This window comes from Plantactinospora sp. ZYX-F-223 (assembly GCF_039649625.1).
In the GTDB taxonomy this organism is placed as follows: domain Bacteria; phylum Actinomycetota; class Actinomycetes; order Mycobacteriales; family Micromonosporaceae; genus Plantactinospora.
Map to the genome: position 1 here is coordinate 65,685 of NZ_JBDJAV010000010.1, position 13,828 is coordinate 79,512.

The 13,828-nt window shown below is 72.3% G+C and carries 16 protein-coding genes; 1 reads left to right on the forward strand and 15 read right to left on the reverse strand.

Annotated elements, in window-relative coordinates; all coding sequences use genetic code 11:
* Positions 1-57: 57 nt before the first annotated feature.
* The 9 genes from AAH979_RS12495 to tsaB all read right to left on the reverse strand — a co-directional run bounded on the left by AAH979_RS12495 (position 58) and on the right by tsaB (position 7,889).
* Entirely contained in the window at positions 58-2,667 is a 2,610-nt protein-coding gene (locus AAH979_RS12495) for an Hsp70 family protein (protein ID WP_346258252.1), read from the reverse strand.
* Positions 2,668-2,742: 75 nt separating this feature from the next.
* Positions 2,743-3,522 (reverse strand): hypothetical protein, encoded by a 780-nt coding sequence (locus tag AAH979_RS12500; protein ID WP_346258253.1) that lies wholly within the window; start codon positions 3,520-3,522, stop codon positions 2,743-2,745.
* The gene (locus AAH979_RS12505) at positions 3,519-3,854 is read right to left on the reverse strand and encodes a hypothetical protein (RefSeq protein ID WP_346258254.1); all 336 of its coding nucleotides are present in this window, start codon (positions 3,852-3,854) and stop codon (positions 3,519-3,521) included. Before AAH979_RS12505 ends, AAH979_RS12500 begins: the two co-directional genes overlap by 4 nt.
* Positions 3,855-3,875: 21 nt before the next feature.
* On the reverse strand, positions 3,876-4,619 hold the full coding sequence (locus AAH979_RS12510; RefSeq protein WP_346258255.1) for a hypothetical protein: 744 nt from the start codon (positions 4,617-4,619) through the stop codon (positions 3,876-3,878).
* Between the two features lie 35 nt (positions 4,620-4,654).
* Positions 4,655-5,269 (reverse strand): hypothetical protein, encoded by a 615-nt coding sequence (locus AAH979_RS12515; RefSeq protein WP_346258256.1) that lies wholly within the window; start codon positions 5,267-5,269, stop codon positions 4,655-4,657.
* A gap of 90 nt (positions 5,270-5,359) precedes the next feature.
* Positions 5,360-5,614: a hypothetical protein gene (locus AAH979_RS12520; RefSeq protein WP_346258357.1), complete on the reverse strand. Its 255-nt coding sequence runs from the start codon at positions 5,612-5,614 to the stop codon at positions 5,360-5,362.
* 43 nt (positions 5,615-5,657) lie between these two features.
* A complete protein-coding gene (gene tsaD / locus AAH979_RS12525; protein WP_346258257.1) occupies positions 5,658-6,704 on the reverse strand; it encodes a tRNA (adenosine(37)-N6)-threonylcarbamoyltransferase complex transferase subunit TsaD in 1,047 nt (348 codons plus the stop codon).
* A complete protein-coding gene (gene rimI / locus AAH979_RS12530) occupies positions 6,697-7,158 on the reverse strand; it encodes a ribosomal protein S18-alanine N-acetyltransferase (RefSeq protein ID WP_346258258.1) in 462 nt (153 codons plus the stop codon). The genes tsaD and rimI overlap by 8 nt, the downstream gene beginning before the upstream one ends.
* Before the next feature lie 29 nt (positions 7,159-7,187).
* On the reverse strand, positions 7,188-7,889 hold the full coding sequence (tsaB, locus tag AAH979_RS12535) for a tRNA (adenosine(37)-N6)-threonylcarbamoyltransferase complex dimerization subunit type 1 TsaB (RefSeq protein ID WP_346258259.1): 702 nt from the start codon (positions 7,887-7,889) through the stop codon (positions 7,188-7,190).
* 137 nt (positions 7,890-8,026) lie between these two features.
* On the opposite strand from tsaB, the gene AAH979_RS12540 reads away from it, so the two are divergent.
* On the forward strand, positions 8,027-8,356 hold the full coding sequence (locus tag AAH979_RS12540; protein ID WP_346258260.1) for a hypothetical protein: 330 nt from the start codon (positions 8,027-8,029) through the stop codon (positions 8,354-8,356).
* On the opposite strand, the gene AAH979_RS12545 is transcribed toward AAH979_RS12540, so the two are convergent.
* The 6 genes from AAH979_RS12545 to AAH979_RS12570 all read right to left on the reverse strand — a co-directional run bounded on the left by AAH979_RS12545 (position 8,345) and on the right by AAH979_RS12570 (position 13,815).
* On the reverse strand, positions 8,345-9,031 hold the full coding sequence (locus tag AAH979_RS12545; protein ID WP_346258261.1) for a uracil-DNA glycosylase: 687 nt from the start codon (positions 9,029-9,031) through the stop codon (positions 8,345-8,347). The genes AAH979_RS12540 and AAH979_RS12545 overlap by 12 nt on opposite strands.
* Before the next feature lie 107 nt (positions 9,032-9,138).
* Positions 9,139-9,642, reverse strand: a complete 504-nt coding sequence (gene tsaE / locus AAH979_RS12550; protein WP_346258262.1) for a tRNA (adenosine(37)-N6)-threonylcarbamoyltransferase complex ATPase subunit type 1 TsaE — start codon at positions 9,640-9,642, stop codon at positions 9,139-9,141.
* 9 nt (positions 9,643-9,651) lie between these two features.
* Positions 9,652-10,761 (reverse strand): alpha/beta hydrolase, encoded by a 1,110-nt coding sequence (locus tag AAH979_RS12555; protein WP_346258358.1) that lies wholly within the window; start codon positions 10,759-10,761, stop codon positions 9,652-9,654.
* A 35-nt stretch (positions 10,762-10,796) separates the two neighbouring features.
* A complete protein-coding gene (gene alr, locus AAH979_RS12560) occupies positions 10,797-11,915 on the reverse strand; it encodes an alanine racemase (protein WP_346258263.1) in 1,119 nt (372 codons plus the stop codon).
* 65 nt (positions 11,916-11,980) lie between these two features.
* The gene (locus AAH979_RS12565; RefSeq protein WP_346258264.1) at positions 11,981-13,450 is read right to left on the reverse strand and encodes an NAD(P)H-hydrate dehydratase; all 1,470 of its coding nucleotides are present in this window, start codon (positions 13,448-13,450) and stop codon (positions 11,981-11,983) included.
* Positions 13,447-13,815, reverse strand: coding sequence for a holo-ACP synthase (locus tag AAH979_RS12570; RefSeq protein WP_346258265.1), 369 nt, complete (start codon positions 13,813-13,815; stop codon positions 13,447-13,449). Before AAH979_RS12570 ends, AAH979_RS12565 begins: the two co-directional genes overlap by 4 nt.
* Positions 13,816-13,828: the final 13 nt, after the last annotated feature.

Below are 13,828 nucleotides of genomic sequence, written 5' to 3' on the forward strand. Positions count from 1 at the left end.
TGGCAAGTTTTGGTTCGCCTCGAACCAGAATTCGCCGAGAATCTTGGCGAGCTTCGGCTATCCGGAGTTGGCGTGGGCTCGGACGGTTGCGACGTCCCAGCGCCAGATGGTGTCGCCGACGCAGACGGAGAGGGTACGACTGTCCGGGGTGAAGGAGAGCTGCACACTCCGGTTCGTCAGATTCCGGTTCGACGGCACCGCGCCGACCTGGCGGCGGGCGGCCACGTCCCACAGCCGTACGCCGCCGGCGTCCGTGCTGGCCAGGGTGCCATCCCTGGCAAAGGCCACGTCGAGTACGCCGCTGCCGTGCGTGCCGAGCACGGCGGTCTGCTTGCGGGTGGCGACGTTCCACAGCCGTACGGTGCCGTCGATTCCGCCGGTCGCCAGGGTCTTCCCGTCCGGGCTGAACGCCACCGGTATGCCCGGGTCGGCCGCCGGCACCATGCCGCTCGGGAAGGTACTGGCCGTCAGCACGGCCAGCCGCCGGTAGGAGCGCGCGTCCCAGAGCAGGGTCCGGCCCTTGCCGCCGTCGGTGGCCAGCAGCCGGCCGTCGGGGCTGAACGCCACGTGCTGGATGGTGGCCGGGTCGTCGCTGTCGACCCGGCCGCGCCGGCTCCAGCCCGAGACGCTCCAGAACCGCACCGACTCGTCGTGTCCGGCACAGGCGAGGAACTGCTCGTCGCGGGGGCTGAAGGCGAGGCAGGAGGCCCACCACGAATCGCTGAGCCGGCGTAGCCGCTTACCGCTGGCCACGTCCCAGACCTGGACGTAGCCGAACATTCCAGAGTCGTACGTGGCCAGCAGCCGGCCGTCCGAGTTGAACGCCGCCCACTCGAAGTCCTCCCGGTGGACCGGACCCGAGCCCCCGGGTACCTGGTAGGTCTCCTTGCCGGCCGTCACCTGCTTGCCGACCGGCCGCAGCTCCGGAACAGTGTAGGTCCTGATCGCGTAGGTACCGACGGCGGCGAGCCGGGTACCGTCCGGGCTGAGCACCACACTGTTGGCCTTGAAGTCGGCCGGCACCCGCAGCACCTGTGGCTCTGGCGCTGCCGGCCCGGACGATTCCTCCGGTACCGCCGAACCGGTCGGGCCGGCACTCGGGGTCGGGTCGGCCGACGGATCGCCGCCGTCCCACGGCACGACGCTCCAGACCGCGTAACCGAGCAGCACGAGCACGACCACGGCGGCGGCCAGCAGGGCGGGCCGCCGACGGACTCCCGACGCCGGCCGTGGCTCCGGCCCAGGAGACGCCTCCGGGGCGGGGCCAACGGTCGGCGGCGCGTCGTCGACCAGCGGTACCGCGACGACGGGCTCCGGCGCGGAGGCGTCGACGGGTGTCGGTGGAGCCGACCCCGCGACGTGGTCCGGTGCCGCTCCGACGGCGGGCGCCTCCCGCTCCTCCGCTGCCGGCTCGGGCTCGCTGGCAGGGCCGAGCCGCCCTGCCAGCTCGGGCTCGCCCGCCGGCTCCGGCTTCGGCTCTGGAGCAGGCTGTGGCACGGACTCTGGCGTGGGCTTCTGCCGCACGGTCGGCACGAGAGGCGACGGTGGCGGCGGTGGCGACCCGGGCGCGGCGCGAGTCGAAGGTTCGATCCGGGCTGGGAGAGGGGCGTGCACGCTGCCGCTGGCGACCACCAGTTCCGGCTGGTCCACCAGTACCGGCGGTATGCCGAGCCGCCGGTGCAGCAGCGTGCCGACCAGCGGCATCCGGCTCGCCCCGCCGACCAGGAACAACCCGGCCAGCTCGGCCGGCGCCACCCCGGCCGTGGCGAGCACCCGGGCCGCGACCGACACCGTACGCGCCAGGATCGGCTCGGCGAGCCGTTCGAGCTGCTCCCGGCCGAGCAGCGCCTCGTCGTCGACGATCGGTACGTGCAACAGCGCGGTCGGGGCCCGGGAGAGCAGCTCCTTGCCGACCCGTACGTCGTCCCAGAAAGCGCGGGAGGCGCGCCGGTCGCCGGCACCGGTCGGCTGGAGCAGCCGCGACCATGCCGACTCGTCCCGGGTCCGGTAGACCTCGCCGAGGGCGGTCACCAGGGCCGCGTCGATGTCCAGCCCGCCGACGTCGCCCAGCCCGTCGGTCGCCAGTACCTCGAACCCGCCGGCCGCGTGCCGGACCACGGTGGCGTCGAAGGTGCCGGCGCCCAGGTCGTACACCATGGCGGTGGAACCGGCCGGGAGCCGGCGGCCGGCAACGGTGAGGAAGTAGCTGGCCGCCGCCACCGGCTCGGTGACCAGGGCCGGCTCGGCGAAGACCATCGACGCGGCGGCGAGCAGGGTCTGCCGGCGTACGGGTCCCCAGGAGACCGGATGGGTCAGTACCGCCCGGCGGACCGGCTCTCCCGCGACCTGGTCCGCCTCGGCCGCGACCCGACGCAGCACGGCGGCGACGAGTTCGACCACCGGTACGGCCCGGTCGCCGAGCAGCACCGTGCCGTGGTCCACGCAGCGCTTCGGCGCCGGCTCGAACCGCCCCGGCTGGGTACGCGCCGAGTGCAGCGCATCCCGGCCGGTCAGCAGGCCGCCGTCCGCCTCCGCGAAGACGGCCGACGGAAGCAGTGGCGAGCCGTCGAACAACAGCGGGCGCGGCTGCGCTCCGGGACTGGCCAGCACGGCGGCAGTGCTCGACGTACCGAAGTCGACGCCGACCCGCACCCCGTCGACTCCCACGCCGACACTCTATGCGGGACCCGCCAGCCGAGACCACGCTGGCGGACGACATCAGATGCGCCGACGTCGGCAGCTTCAGTCCAGCGACCAGTTGCCCGAGTAGTCGATCGGAGGCCATCCCCAGGAGTCGCCACGCTTGACCATCCCGGTGTTGTCGCTGAGTGCCTGCTGGATCGTGACCATCGACTTGTCGGTCCGCTCGCTGTACTCCCGCAGCGCCATCACGGCCGCGACAAGTAGCCCGAGCACGACGGCAGCGGTGCCGACAGCGTCAACCGGGGCGGCCGGCGCACCCACCAGGCTGTCGAGCAGTCCAATAGCGGCTATCAGCCCGACGATGAACGTCACAAATGCGGCCGCCAGGGCAAGCCAGAAGGCGAAGATCCCGTGCCCCAGTTCCGTCAACACGGTTTGGATCTTCTCCGTCACGGGCTTGATCGTAGCGATCGCCCGTGCTTGCGCGTCCGCCGATGCCGCATATGCCGATGCCGCCGAACCCGACCATTCGCCGTGGGCCTTCATGCCGTAGGCCGATATCGTCTGGCTCAGTTCGCTCACCGGCGCACCGACTTTCGCGTTCCAGTATTCACTAATACGAAAGAGAGCCCATGGGAAGCCTGGCTCGGCCAGGTACATCTGCATCTCGTCAAAAATACGATCCTTGAGTTCCAGAAATTCATTCCAGGTGCGCTCGATCGCACCGGCTCCGATCCCAAGCGGCAGGCGGCTCAGCACTTCAGTCAACCCGTCGGCCAGTTCGACCGTAAGCTGCTGGACCCGTTCCATGTATTGATTTACCTCCTCGAGCAGTCGCTCCGCGTCCCGCTCCCACCACTCTGCCCCGATCGCGGTCACCTCGACTCCCAGGTGCGCTCGACCCGCATCGCAGCCCCCTCGTCGGCCCGACCGTAATTCTCCGCTATGAATCGGAGCGCCGATTCCATGTCCGCCATCGCCGCAGCCCCTTCACGCAGAATCCTCGTCATGAATCCCTGCAACTCGGCGTACCGAACTCCGATGCCCGCCCCGTTCGGTAGACGCCCGAAATGGAAACCGGTCAGGTCGAGGGACTCTGCCTCTCCGGCCGCCGCTGCCATAACCGCTGCCCCTTCCTGCCACCTCACGGCGTCTCGTTCGAGAACCTCGCGCGCCAGCGTGATCTGCGCCTCGTCCGGTTCCTGCTCCATCCACCTCACACTTTCCGTCGGTTATCCGCCGAGACCCAGCCTGCGCAGTAGCACAGCCGGATTGGCGGCAAGTTTCCGCACCTCGGCCACGGCGGGCGATGCCGAAAAAGTCGAGTCGACCTGCAGGTCCATCTGCCGATAGGCCTCGGAGCAGGCCATCTCGACCTCGTCGGCGATGGTCCGACCGGTCGGCTGCTGCTGGTGCAACCACCGCCGGCTGATCTCCAGATCCGTCAACTGACCACCCGTCAGCCGTACGGTGATCCGATCGCTCTCGCTATGCCCGGTGACCGATTGCCGAGCAACCTCCGTTACGCGCTGACGATGGTCGTCCAGCTCAGACATCGCAGCCCGCAGCAGTTCGAGCAGCCGGATCAGCTCTCCGGCCCGATCCCCTTCCTCCGTCTTCCGCTCGGTCTCATAGGGCTGCGGTGGGACACCGGCCTGTCGACCATCGGAGAGCGGCCGCTCGGGCGACGGCCGGATCTCTGCCCGCTCGGCCACACGCGCCGACCACGTCGCCAGTCGATCATTCGCTGCCTGAGTCGTCGCTTCCAGGATTGCCGCCCGCAACCGGTCCGGGCCCAGGTCGTGCCACCAGTTCCGAGCGATCTCGATATGGGACAGACGCCCCGCGTCATCCATTCGGGCCCGGACAATGCCGCTTCCATCAGCACCGGTACCCGTGACGCCGTTGATGTCGAGCCGCCAGCCGATTGACTCGGCCTGCTGGCGCAAACCATCAAACCTACGCTCGCTGTCCATATCTCCCCACACATCGACTGCTGTCCGTGGCGGGTTCAGCCCGCGCTGGCATTCGCCGCCGCCCCACGGAGCCAGGTGACGGTCTCCACAGCGCCCGGACAACGCGCCACGGAGAGCGCGTTGGCAAGCGCGAATAGTTGATCTGGTGGTAGCTGGATGGCATCCGGGTTGGCCAGACGGAGGTGAACGGTCCTACCCTCGCCGGTGACGACGAGCACTGCCATCATTGGGGCTGGTCCGACCACACCGGCACGACGCACCGGGCCGATGAGCGGCCTGTTGGTCACCCGAACTGCCACGGATGTGGCGTAGGAAAGCTCGACCGTCCGCTCCCGAACGACTCGTACCGTAAGCCTGCTGCCCTCCAGCCAGGCGTCGGTACGTACCACCCTTGTGATCCGCACCGCGGTATATGCCACGACCGCCCCGGAGGCCAGTACGGCCAGCACGATCGGCAGGAAGCCCCATCGCTCAGGGCCACTCGGATCACCAGGGGCCAGAATTGCTATCCCCACCAACCCCAGTAACGTACCGGCACATATCGCTGCGCCAGCTGCCATGCCTCCGAGAAACACCATGAAGACGACGCGGATGGCTCGGCTACCGTGAAATCCCACGGACAGCCGATATCGATGCATCCCGCTCTGCACCTGGCCATGATGGCAGAACCCAGCACCACTGTGGGTGGTCAAGATTGCGACAGAAGGTCAGCGGCCGTCGCTGCCGCGATGCTCAGACGCTCAGCGGTCGACCTGGGTGAAGTCCCAGACGTGTGGGGTACGGGCGAGCATCCGGGCCGGTGGGTCGGGCAGCGAGACCGGATTGGCCCGCCACTTCGAGATGACCACCAGCCGGTTGTCGGTGGAGGAGAAGACCTCGCTGGAGATGTGCAGCGGGTTGTGCTCCAGCTCGGGCAGGGCGCTGTCGCAGACCCAGGTGAGCAGGTCGGCGAAGCCGGCACGCTCCGCGCGTACCTCCCACATCCGTACGATCACGTCGGTCATCACGCTCCTCACCGCCCTCGACGCCGCCGGAACACTACACGCTGACGATCGTGAGCGGCATCGCGGAATCGGCGGGCAGGTCCAGCCGGCTCGGGGCCACCCCGGCGGCCACCAGGTGCGACCCGAGCGCCGCGACCATCGCGCCGTTGTCGGTGCAGAGTTTCGGCCGGGGTACCCGGACGTGGATGCCGTGTTTCGCCGCTCGCTCCTCGGCCAGCGCCCGCAGCCGGGAGTTCGCCGCGACCCCACCGCCGAGCACCAGCGTCTCGATGCCCCGGTCCCGGCAGGCCGCGATCGCCTTGCCGGTCAGCACGTCGCAGACCGCCTCCTGGAACGAGGCGGCCACGTCCGGCACGGGTACCGGCTCACCGGCCCGCTGCTTCGCCTCCACCCAGCGGGCGACCGCGGTCTTGAGCCCGGAGAACGAGAAGTCGAACCGGTGCGCGGCGAGGTCCTTCGGCGCGGTCAGCCCACGCGGGAAGGCGATCGCGTCCGGAGCGCCGGACCGCGCCTCTCGGTCGATCGGCGGGCCGCCCGGGAAAGGCAGCCCGAGCAGCCGGGCCACCTTGTCGAACGCCTCTCCGGCGGCGTCGTCGATGGTGGCGCCGAGCGGGGTGACCCCGGTGGCCAGGTCGTCCACCAGCAGCAGCGAGGAGTGTCCGCCGGAGACCAGCAGCGCGATCGCCGGCTCGGGCAGCGGGCCGTGTTCCAGGGTGTCCACCGCGACGTGCGCGGCCAGGTGGTTCACCCCGTACACCGGCTTTTCGGCGGCCAGCGCGTAGCCCTTGGCGGCGGCCACCCCGACCAGCAGCGCGCCGGCCAGCCCGGGACCGGCGGTGACGGCGATCGCGTCGATGTCGGCCAGGGTCACCCCGGCGTCATCCAGCGCGCGGCGCATGGTCGGCACGATCGCCTCCAGGTGCGCCCGGCTGGCCACCTCGGGCACCACCCCGCCGAACCGGGCGTGCTCGTCCACACTGGACGCCAGCGCGTCGGCGAGCAGGGTGTGCCCGCGTACGACGCCGACGCCGGTCTCGTCACAGGACGTCTCGATCCCGAGGATCAGGGGTTCGTCAGCCATCGTTCGCCCGCTCCAGTTCGACCTGCATCACCAGCGCATCGGTGTTGCTCGGTTGGTAGTAGCCGCGCCGCACGCCGACCGGCTCGAAGCCGTACGTCGCGTAGAGGCGCTGCGCCGGTGCGTTGTCCACCGCCACCTCCAGCAGTACCCGGCGTACGCCCCGCCGGGTCGCCTCGGCCAGCAGCTCGGTCAGCAGCATCCGGCCGATGCCGGTGCGCTGGGCGTCCCGGCGTACCGCCACGTTCTGCACCCAGGCCTCGTCCGGCGGCGCGACGGCGAGGCCGGCATAGCCGACGAGTGCGTCGGTGTCGTCCAGCGCCGCCAGATAGTGGTGGCCGTTCGCCAGCTCGTTCCAGAACATCGCCGCCGACCACTGCTCGGCACCGAACAGGTCCGCCTCGATCGGCAGCGCTTCGGAGATGTGCCACCAGCGGAACGGGCCCAGCCTGGTCATCCGAGCCCTGCCCTCATCGACCACTGCCCTCACGGTAAGACCGGCTTGCGTCCGGCCGCCGCCACGGCGTCCGGCCGGCGCAGGTAGAGCGGCGTGAGCGGGTCACCGGGGGCGCCGGCCCGGACCCGCTCGGCCGCCAGCTCCGCCAGGGCGTACGGCGGGGGGTAGTCCAGCCCGGCTCGCGGCGGCAGTCCGAGGATGTCGGCGTACCGGCGGGCCCCCTCGCCGACCGCGACCTGGACGCCCAGTTCCCGGGCCCGCTCGGCGACGGCGGCCGGGGTGTCGACCTCGGGCCCGGCCAGCCGCTCGCCGGCCAGGTCGTAGACGGCCCAGTAGATCTCCCGGCGCCGGGCGTCGGTGGCTGCCAGCACCGGTCCCACCTCGGGAGCCGCCCCCGATCGCGGCTGGGTCGCGGCGTGCCCGATGGCGTCGAGGGAGGGCACGCCGTAGGTGGGGATGCCCAGCACCTGTCCCATGCTCGCCGCGGTGACCAGGCCGACCCGCAGCCCGGTGAACGGCCCGGGCCCGACCCCGGCCACCACGGCGGTCAGGTCGGCCGGGCGGGCACCGGCCTCGGCGAGCACCTCGGAGACCTGCGGCGCGAGCAGTTCACCGTGGGCCCGGGCGTCGACGACGCTGCGCTCACCGCGCAGCGCGACCGTGTCGGCGGTGACCTCCGCCAGCGCGGCGGTCACCGCCGGGGTCGAGGAGTCCAGCACGAGTACGAGCACATAGGCACCCTAACCGGGCGGTCGTCGACGCCGGGCACGACCCGGGGCGGCATGGGTGCCGGTCGCGCCGCTCACCTCCGCCCGCCGGACCGACATCGGCGGCGAGCGTGATACCACCGAGTCATCTTGAGGCGCCGGTGGACGACCTGGAGATCGCGGTGGCCTGGCGGGACGCCGAGCGGTTCGCGGGCTGGCTCGAGCGCTACTACGCCCAGCGCTGGAACCCACGGTGGGAGGAATTCGGCTACCTGCCCACCGACCCGCGCGAACCCGGCGAGCACCGATGGCAGGTGGTCGGTGGGGTGCTGCGGGCCAGCATGGCTGACGAACTGCCGGAGGCGATCGAGGTCCGGCACGACGACCGGAGCTACCGGGTGGTGCCGCTCGCCCTGGTCGAGGTGACCGAGCCCGCCACCGCCGACCTGATGCGGCGGTGGCGGGCCCGACACGCCTGCTCAGCGGGCTGACAGGTCCCAGTCGACGGTGGGCCGGCCGGCGTCGGCGAGCGCCTTGTTGCAGGCGCTGAAGGGGCGGCTGCCGAGGAAACCGCGAGGGTTCATCGGACTCGGGTGGCCGGCCTCCAGCACCACGTGCGCCGGATTGGTGACCAGCGCGGCCTTCTTGCGTGCGTATCCGCCCCAGAGCAGGAAGACGATCCGCTCCGGACGGGCGTCGAGGGCCTTGATGGTGGCGTCGGTGAATGCCTCCCAGCCCTTGTTGCCGTGCGAGCCCGGGGTCGCCTGCCGGACGGTCAGCACCGCGTTGAGCAGTAGCACGCCCTGGTTAGCCCAGCGGGTCAGATTGCCGCTGCGCGACATTGGCACCCCGAGGTCGTCGGCCAGCTCCTTGAAGACGTTACGCAGCGACGGTGGCACCGAGACGCCGTCGCGGACGCTGAAGCTGAGCCCGTGCGCCTGCCCCGCCTTGTGGTAAGGGTCCTGGCCGAGGATCAGCACCCGGCAGTCCTCCGGCGCGCAGAGCCGGTAGGCCGCGAAGAGGTCCTCCATCGGCGGGAAGACGGTCTGGGTCGCGTATTCCCCGGCGACGAACTCGGCCAACGCGGCGGTCTGGGCCGGGTCGAGATGCGGGTCCAGCGCCGCCCGCCAGGCCGGAGGCAGCAGGGCCGGAAGATCCAGGGTCATCGGTAACCTCTCGAGCGCCACGGTCGTTTCCCGCACTCTAGAAGTCCGGTACGACACCGGGAAATTCCGGTACGGCGCCCCTTCTCAGCGCGGCGCGGCGCACCTCTTCAGCGCAGCTCGGCGAGCCGGTCGGCCCAGTCACCGCCGAACGGCACCAGCTCGATGCGCCGGGTGTCGTCGTCCCGCCGGTCGATGACCACCCGCAGGTGCGTGTCGACCAGGTGCTCGACCATGCCCTCGCCCCACTCGACCACGGTGACCGCCTCGTCCACCGAAGCGTCCAGATCGAGGTCGTCGATCTCGGCCCGGGGGTCGACCGCGTCGCCCAGCCGGTACGCGTCGGCGTGCACCAGCGTGGCCCGGCCGCCCCGGGCCGGATCGGGCCGGTGCACCCGGGCGATCACGAAGGTCGGCGAGGTGATGTCGCCGAGTACGCCCAGCCCGGCGGCGATCCCCTGCACCAGGGCGGTCTTGCCGGCGCCCAGCGGACCGGTGAGCACCAGCAGGTCCCCGGAGCGGAGCAGTTCGCCGAGCCGCCGCCCGAACTCGTGGGTGTCCGCCACCGTCGGCAGCTCGCGGACCAGTTCGGTGCCGCGCAACGCGTCGCTCATCCGGACAGCTCAGTCCCTTCCTCGGCCGGGCAGCCGGTCGAGGAAGTCCAGCAGTGCCGTATTGACCTCGTCGGCGTGTTCCAGCATCACCACGTGCCCGCTGTCGGGCACCTTGACGTATTCGGCGTCCGGCAGCCAGCGGACGATCTCCTCGGAGTGGGTGACCGGCGTGATCATGTCGCGCTCGCCCACGATGACCAGGGTCGGAGTGTCCCGCAGTGCGGCCAGCACCGGATAGCGGGCATGGGTGTAGATGGTGCGCAGATAGCGGGCCACCGTCTCGGTGGAGGTGCGCGAGTTCATCTTCTCCACGTAGGAGACCAGCGCCGGGCTGGGGGTGGGGGTGCCGAAGCCGTACCGGCGGGTGAGCAACCAGGCCAGGTTGGCCGAGGCGCGGCGGGCCCGGTCGATCACGCTGCCGGTCAGCCGGGTGGCGTTGTCGACCACCGGCAGCAGCGGTGCGCCGGCCCGGGCGACGATCGTCGGCAGGCCGAACTTCGTCTCCGCCACCAGCCCGCCCGAGGTGGCCATCAGCACGGTGCCGACCACCCGCTCGGCGAACAGCTCCGGATAGCGCTCCGCGAACGCCATGATGGTCATGCCGCCCATCGAGTGCCCGATCAGCACCAGCGGACCGGTCGGCGCCGTCCGGTCGATCACCGAGCGGAGCGTCTCGCCGAGCGCCTGGAGCTGGTATTCACCGGACTCCAGCCGACCGGATCGGCCGTGCCCCGGCTGGTCGTAGAAGACCATCCGGTCGTCGCCCAGCTCGGTAAGGATCTTGCGCTGGAAGTGGAAGGTCCCCATGTCCAGGCAGAAGCCGTGCACGAAGACCAGGGTCGGCCGCTCCGGGCCGGACGGCGGCCCGACCAGTTCCACGTGGATGTCGGTGCCGTCGGTGGTGGAGACGGTGCAGGACTCGTCGTAGGGCAGCGCCCCGAACGGCTCCGTCGCGTACCGGTCGCCGGGTGCGGCCTTGGAACGGCGTACCACCGCCCGCTCGGCGGCCACCCCGGCGGCGATACCGGCCGCCGCGACCCCGGCCGCCGCGCCGATGATGCCGGCGACCCGGAACAGCCCGGTCCGGCTCGGGGTACGCCGGGACGGCTGCCGCTGCACCGGTACCCGGGGCGGGGCGAACCGCTTGGCGGGGCTCACCGCTGCTGCCCGTCGTACACCCGGGGCACCCGGACCCCGCCGAATCGAGTGACGATCTCGTAGTTGATGGTGCCGATCGCCTCGGCCCAGTCGTCGGCGGTGGGTGCACCGTCCGCGCCGCTGCCGAAGAGGGTCGCCACGTCGCCCGGGGCGACCGGGTCGTCGCCGCAGTCCAGCATGATCTGGTCCATGCAGACCCGGCCGGCGATCCGGCGCCGGGCACCGGCGAGCTGGACCGGGCCGACGTTGGAGGCGTGCCGGGGTACCCCGTCGGCGTAGCCCAGTGGCACGACGGCCAGCGTCGTCTCCCGCTCCGTGTGGTAGGAGTGCCCGTAGGAGACCCCGGTGCCGGCCGGTACCCGCTTGGTCAGCGTCACCCGGGCCCGGGCGGTCATCGCCGGCCGCAGCCCGAACTGCTCGCCGGGCACCGGCGACAGCCCGTACATCGCGATGCCGGGACGGACCAGGTCGAAGTGGGTGTCGGGCCGGGTCAGCGTGGCCGCCGAGTTGGCCAGGTGCCGGTAGCGGGGGCGCAGCCCGGCCCGCTCGGCCAGGGCCAGCCCCTCGCCGAAGACCGCGAGCTGCCGGTCGGTGGTGGCGTGCGTGGGCGCGTCGGCGTGGACCAGGTGGCTCCACAGCCCGACCACCTCGATCAACCCGTCGGCCTGGGCCTTCGCCGCCGCGTCGAGCAGCTCGGGCCAGTCGTCCAGGGTCGCGCCGCCCCGGGACAGGCCAGTGTCGATCTTGAGGTGGGCCCGGACCGGCCGATCGGCCCGCTCGGCGGCGGCGACCAGCTCGGCGAGCTGGCCGAGGCTGGCGGCGGCCAGGTCGATCCCGGCGGTCACCCCCTCGTGCAGCGGCAGCCCGGGCGCCAGCAACCAGGCCAGCACCGGTGCGGTGATCCCGCCCCGGCGCAGCGTCAACGCCTCGTCCAGGGTGCAGACGCCCAGCCAGTCCGCCCCGGCGTCGAGCGCCGCCCCGGCGACCGGCAGCATGCCGTGGCCGTACGCGTCGCCCTTGACCACGGCCATCAGCTCGGCACTCGTCCCGGCCCGCAGTCGGGACACGTTGTCGCGGATCGCGTCAAGGTCGACGCGTACCTCGGCCTGCCACATGCGCTCAGCCTACTGAACGGTAGATCGAAATGGCCCCGGGTGGCGCGACCAGGACACTTGGCCGGTCACCGGGGCAGCCTGGCGATCACCGGGCGCAGCGCGGCCGCCACGTCGTCGGCGGTCACCGGCCCGCGCCGGGCCGCCTCCTGCCCGGCCAGCCCGTGCAGGTACGCCGCGGCGGCCGCCGCCCGCTCCGCCGGCAGACCGGCGGCGAGCAGCGAACCGAGCAACCCGGCCAGCACGTCGCCGGTGCCGCCGGTGGCGAGTGCCGGGGTGCCGGTCGGGTTGGCGAAGGCCCGCCCGTCCGGGGTGGCGATCACCGTCCGGTCACCCTTGAGCAGCACCACCGCGTTCATCCAGGTGGCGAGTTGCAGCGCGGCGGCGACCCGGTCCATGGGCGGCTCGCCGCAGAGCCGGGCGTACTCGCGGTCGTGCGGGGTGACCACGATCGGCGCGTCCCGCTCCCGCAGCCGCTCGGCCATCGAGCCGTCCACCAGCAGGGTGAGCGCGTCCGCGTCGAGCACCACCGGCACCGGCGCGGCGAGTACGCAGCGCAGCTCAGTCGCGGCCCGCTCGTCGGTGCCGAGCCCGGAACCGCAGACCCAGGCCTGCACCCGGCCGGCGTCGTTGACCCGCTCGGCGGCGACCACCGAGGGATAGCGGCGCAGCACCTCGGCACGGGCGCCACCGGCGTACCGGATCATGCCGGTCGGTCCGGCGACCGCGCCACCGACCGAGAGCACCGCCGCGCCCGGGTACGTCGCCGAACCGGTGGCCAGGCCGACCACGCCCCGGCTGTATTTCTCCTCCTCGGGACCGAGCCGGGGCCACCAGTCGCGCACGTCCGACCACTCGGTGACCCGTACCGCCGGAGTGGCCCGCAGCCACGGGCCGAGCCCGATGTCGACCAGCTCGACCCGCCCGGCCCGGGGTGCGGCCGGGCCGACCACCAGGGCCGGCTTCAGGCAGCCGAAGGTGACCGTGAGGTCGGCGGTCACCGTGCTGGGCCGGCCGACCGAGCGCGGCACCTCGCCGGTGTCCACCTCGACCCCACTCGGCACGTCCACCGCCACCACCGGCGGCCGGTCCCCGGACCGGCCGGTCAGGCCGGGCAGCTCGGCGACCAGCCGGGCCGCCGGCTCGCGCAGCCCGCCCGAGCCGCCGATCCCGACGATCCCGTCCAGCACCAGGTCGGCCCGGTCCGGCAGCCCGTCGACCACCCGCCCGCCGGCCGCCCGCAGCGCGGCCAGGCCGCCCTGGTGCACCCGCTCGGGCGCCAGCAGCACGGCACTCACCGCCGCGCCCCGGCCGGCGAGCCGGGCACCCGCGTAGAGGGTGTCGCCGCCGTTGTCGCCGGAGCCGACCAGCAGCAGCACCCGGGCGCCGTACACCCCGCCACCCCGCTCGGCGAGCAGCCGGGCGCAGTGCCCGGCCAGCCCACCGGCGGCACGCCGCATCAGGGTGCCGGCCGGCAGGGTGGCCATCAGGGAGTGCTCGGCGGCGCGTACGTCCGCCACCCGCCACGCGGCCCTCATCGCTCCGCCACCACCATCGCCGAGGCGATCCCGCCGTCGTGCGACAGCGACAGGTGCCAGCGCTGCACCCCGCGTTCGGTGGCGGCGGCGGCGACCGTGCCGGAGACGGTCAGCCACGGCCGCCCGTCCGGGTCGGCGACCACCTCGCAGTCGTGCCAGCGCAGCCCGACCGGCGCGCCCAGCGCCTTGGCCACCGCCTCCTTCGCCGCGAACCGGGCGGCCAGCGACTCGGCCGAGCGCGGACCGCCCGACCCGGTGGCGCGTTCCGCCTCGGTGAAGAGCCGATCGGCCAGCAACGGGGTGCGGGCCAGCGCCCGGGCGAACCGATCCACCAGTACGACGTCGATGCCGACTGCGACGATCACCGCCTCACCCTAC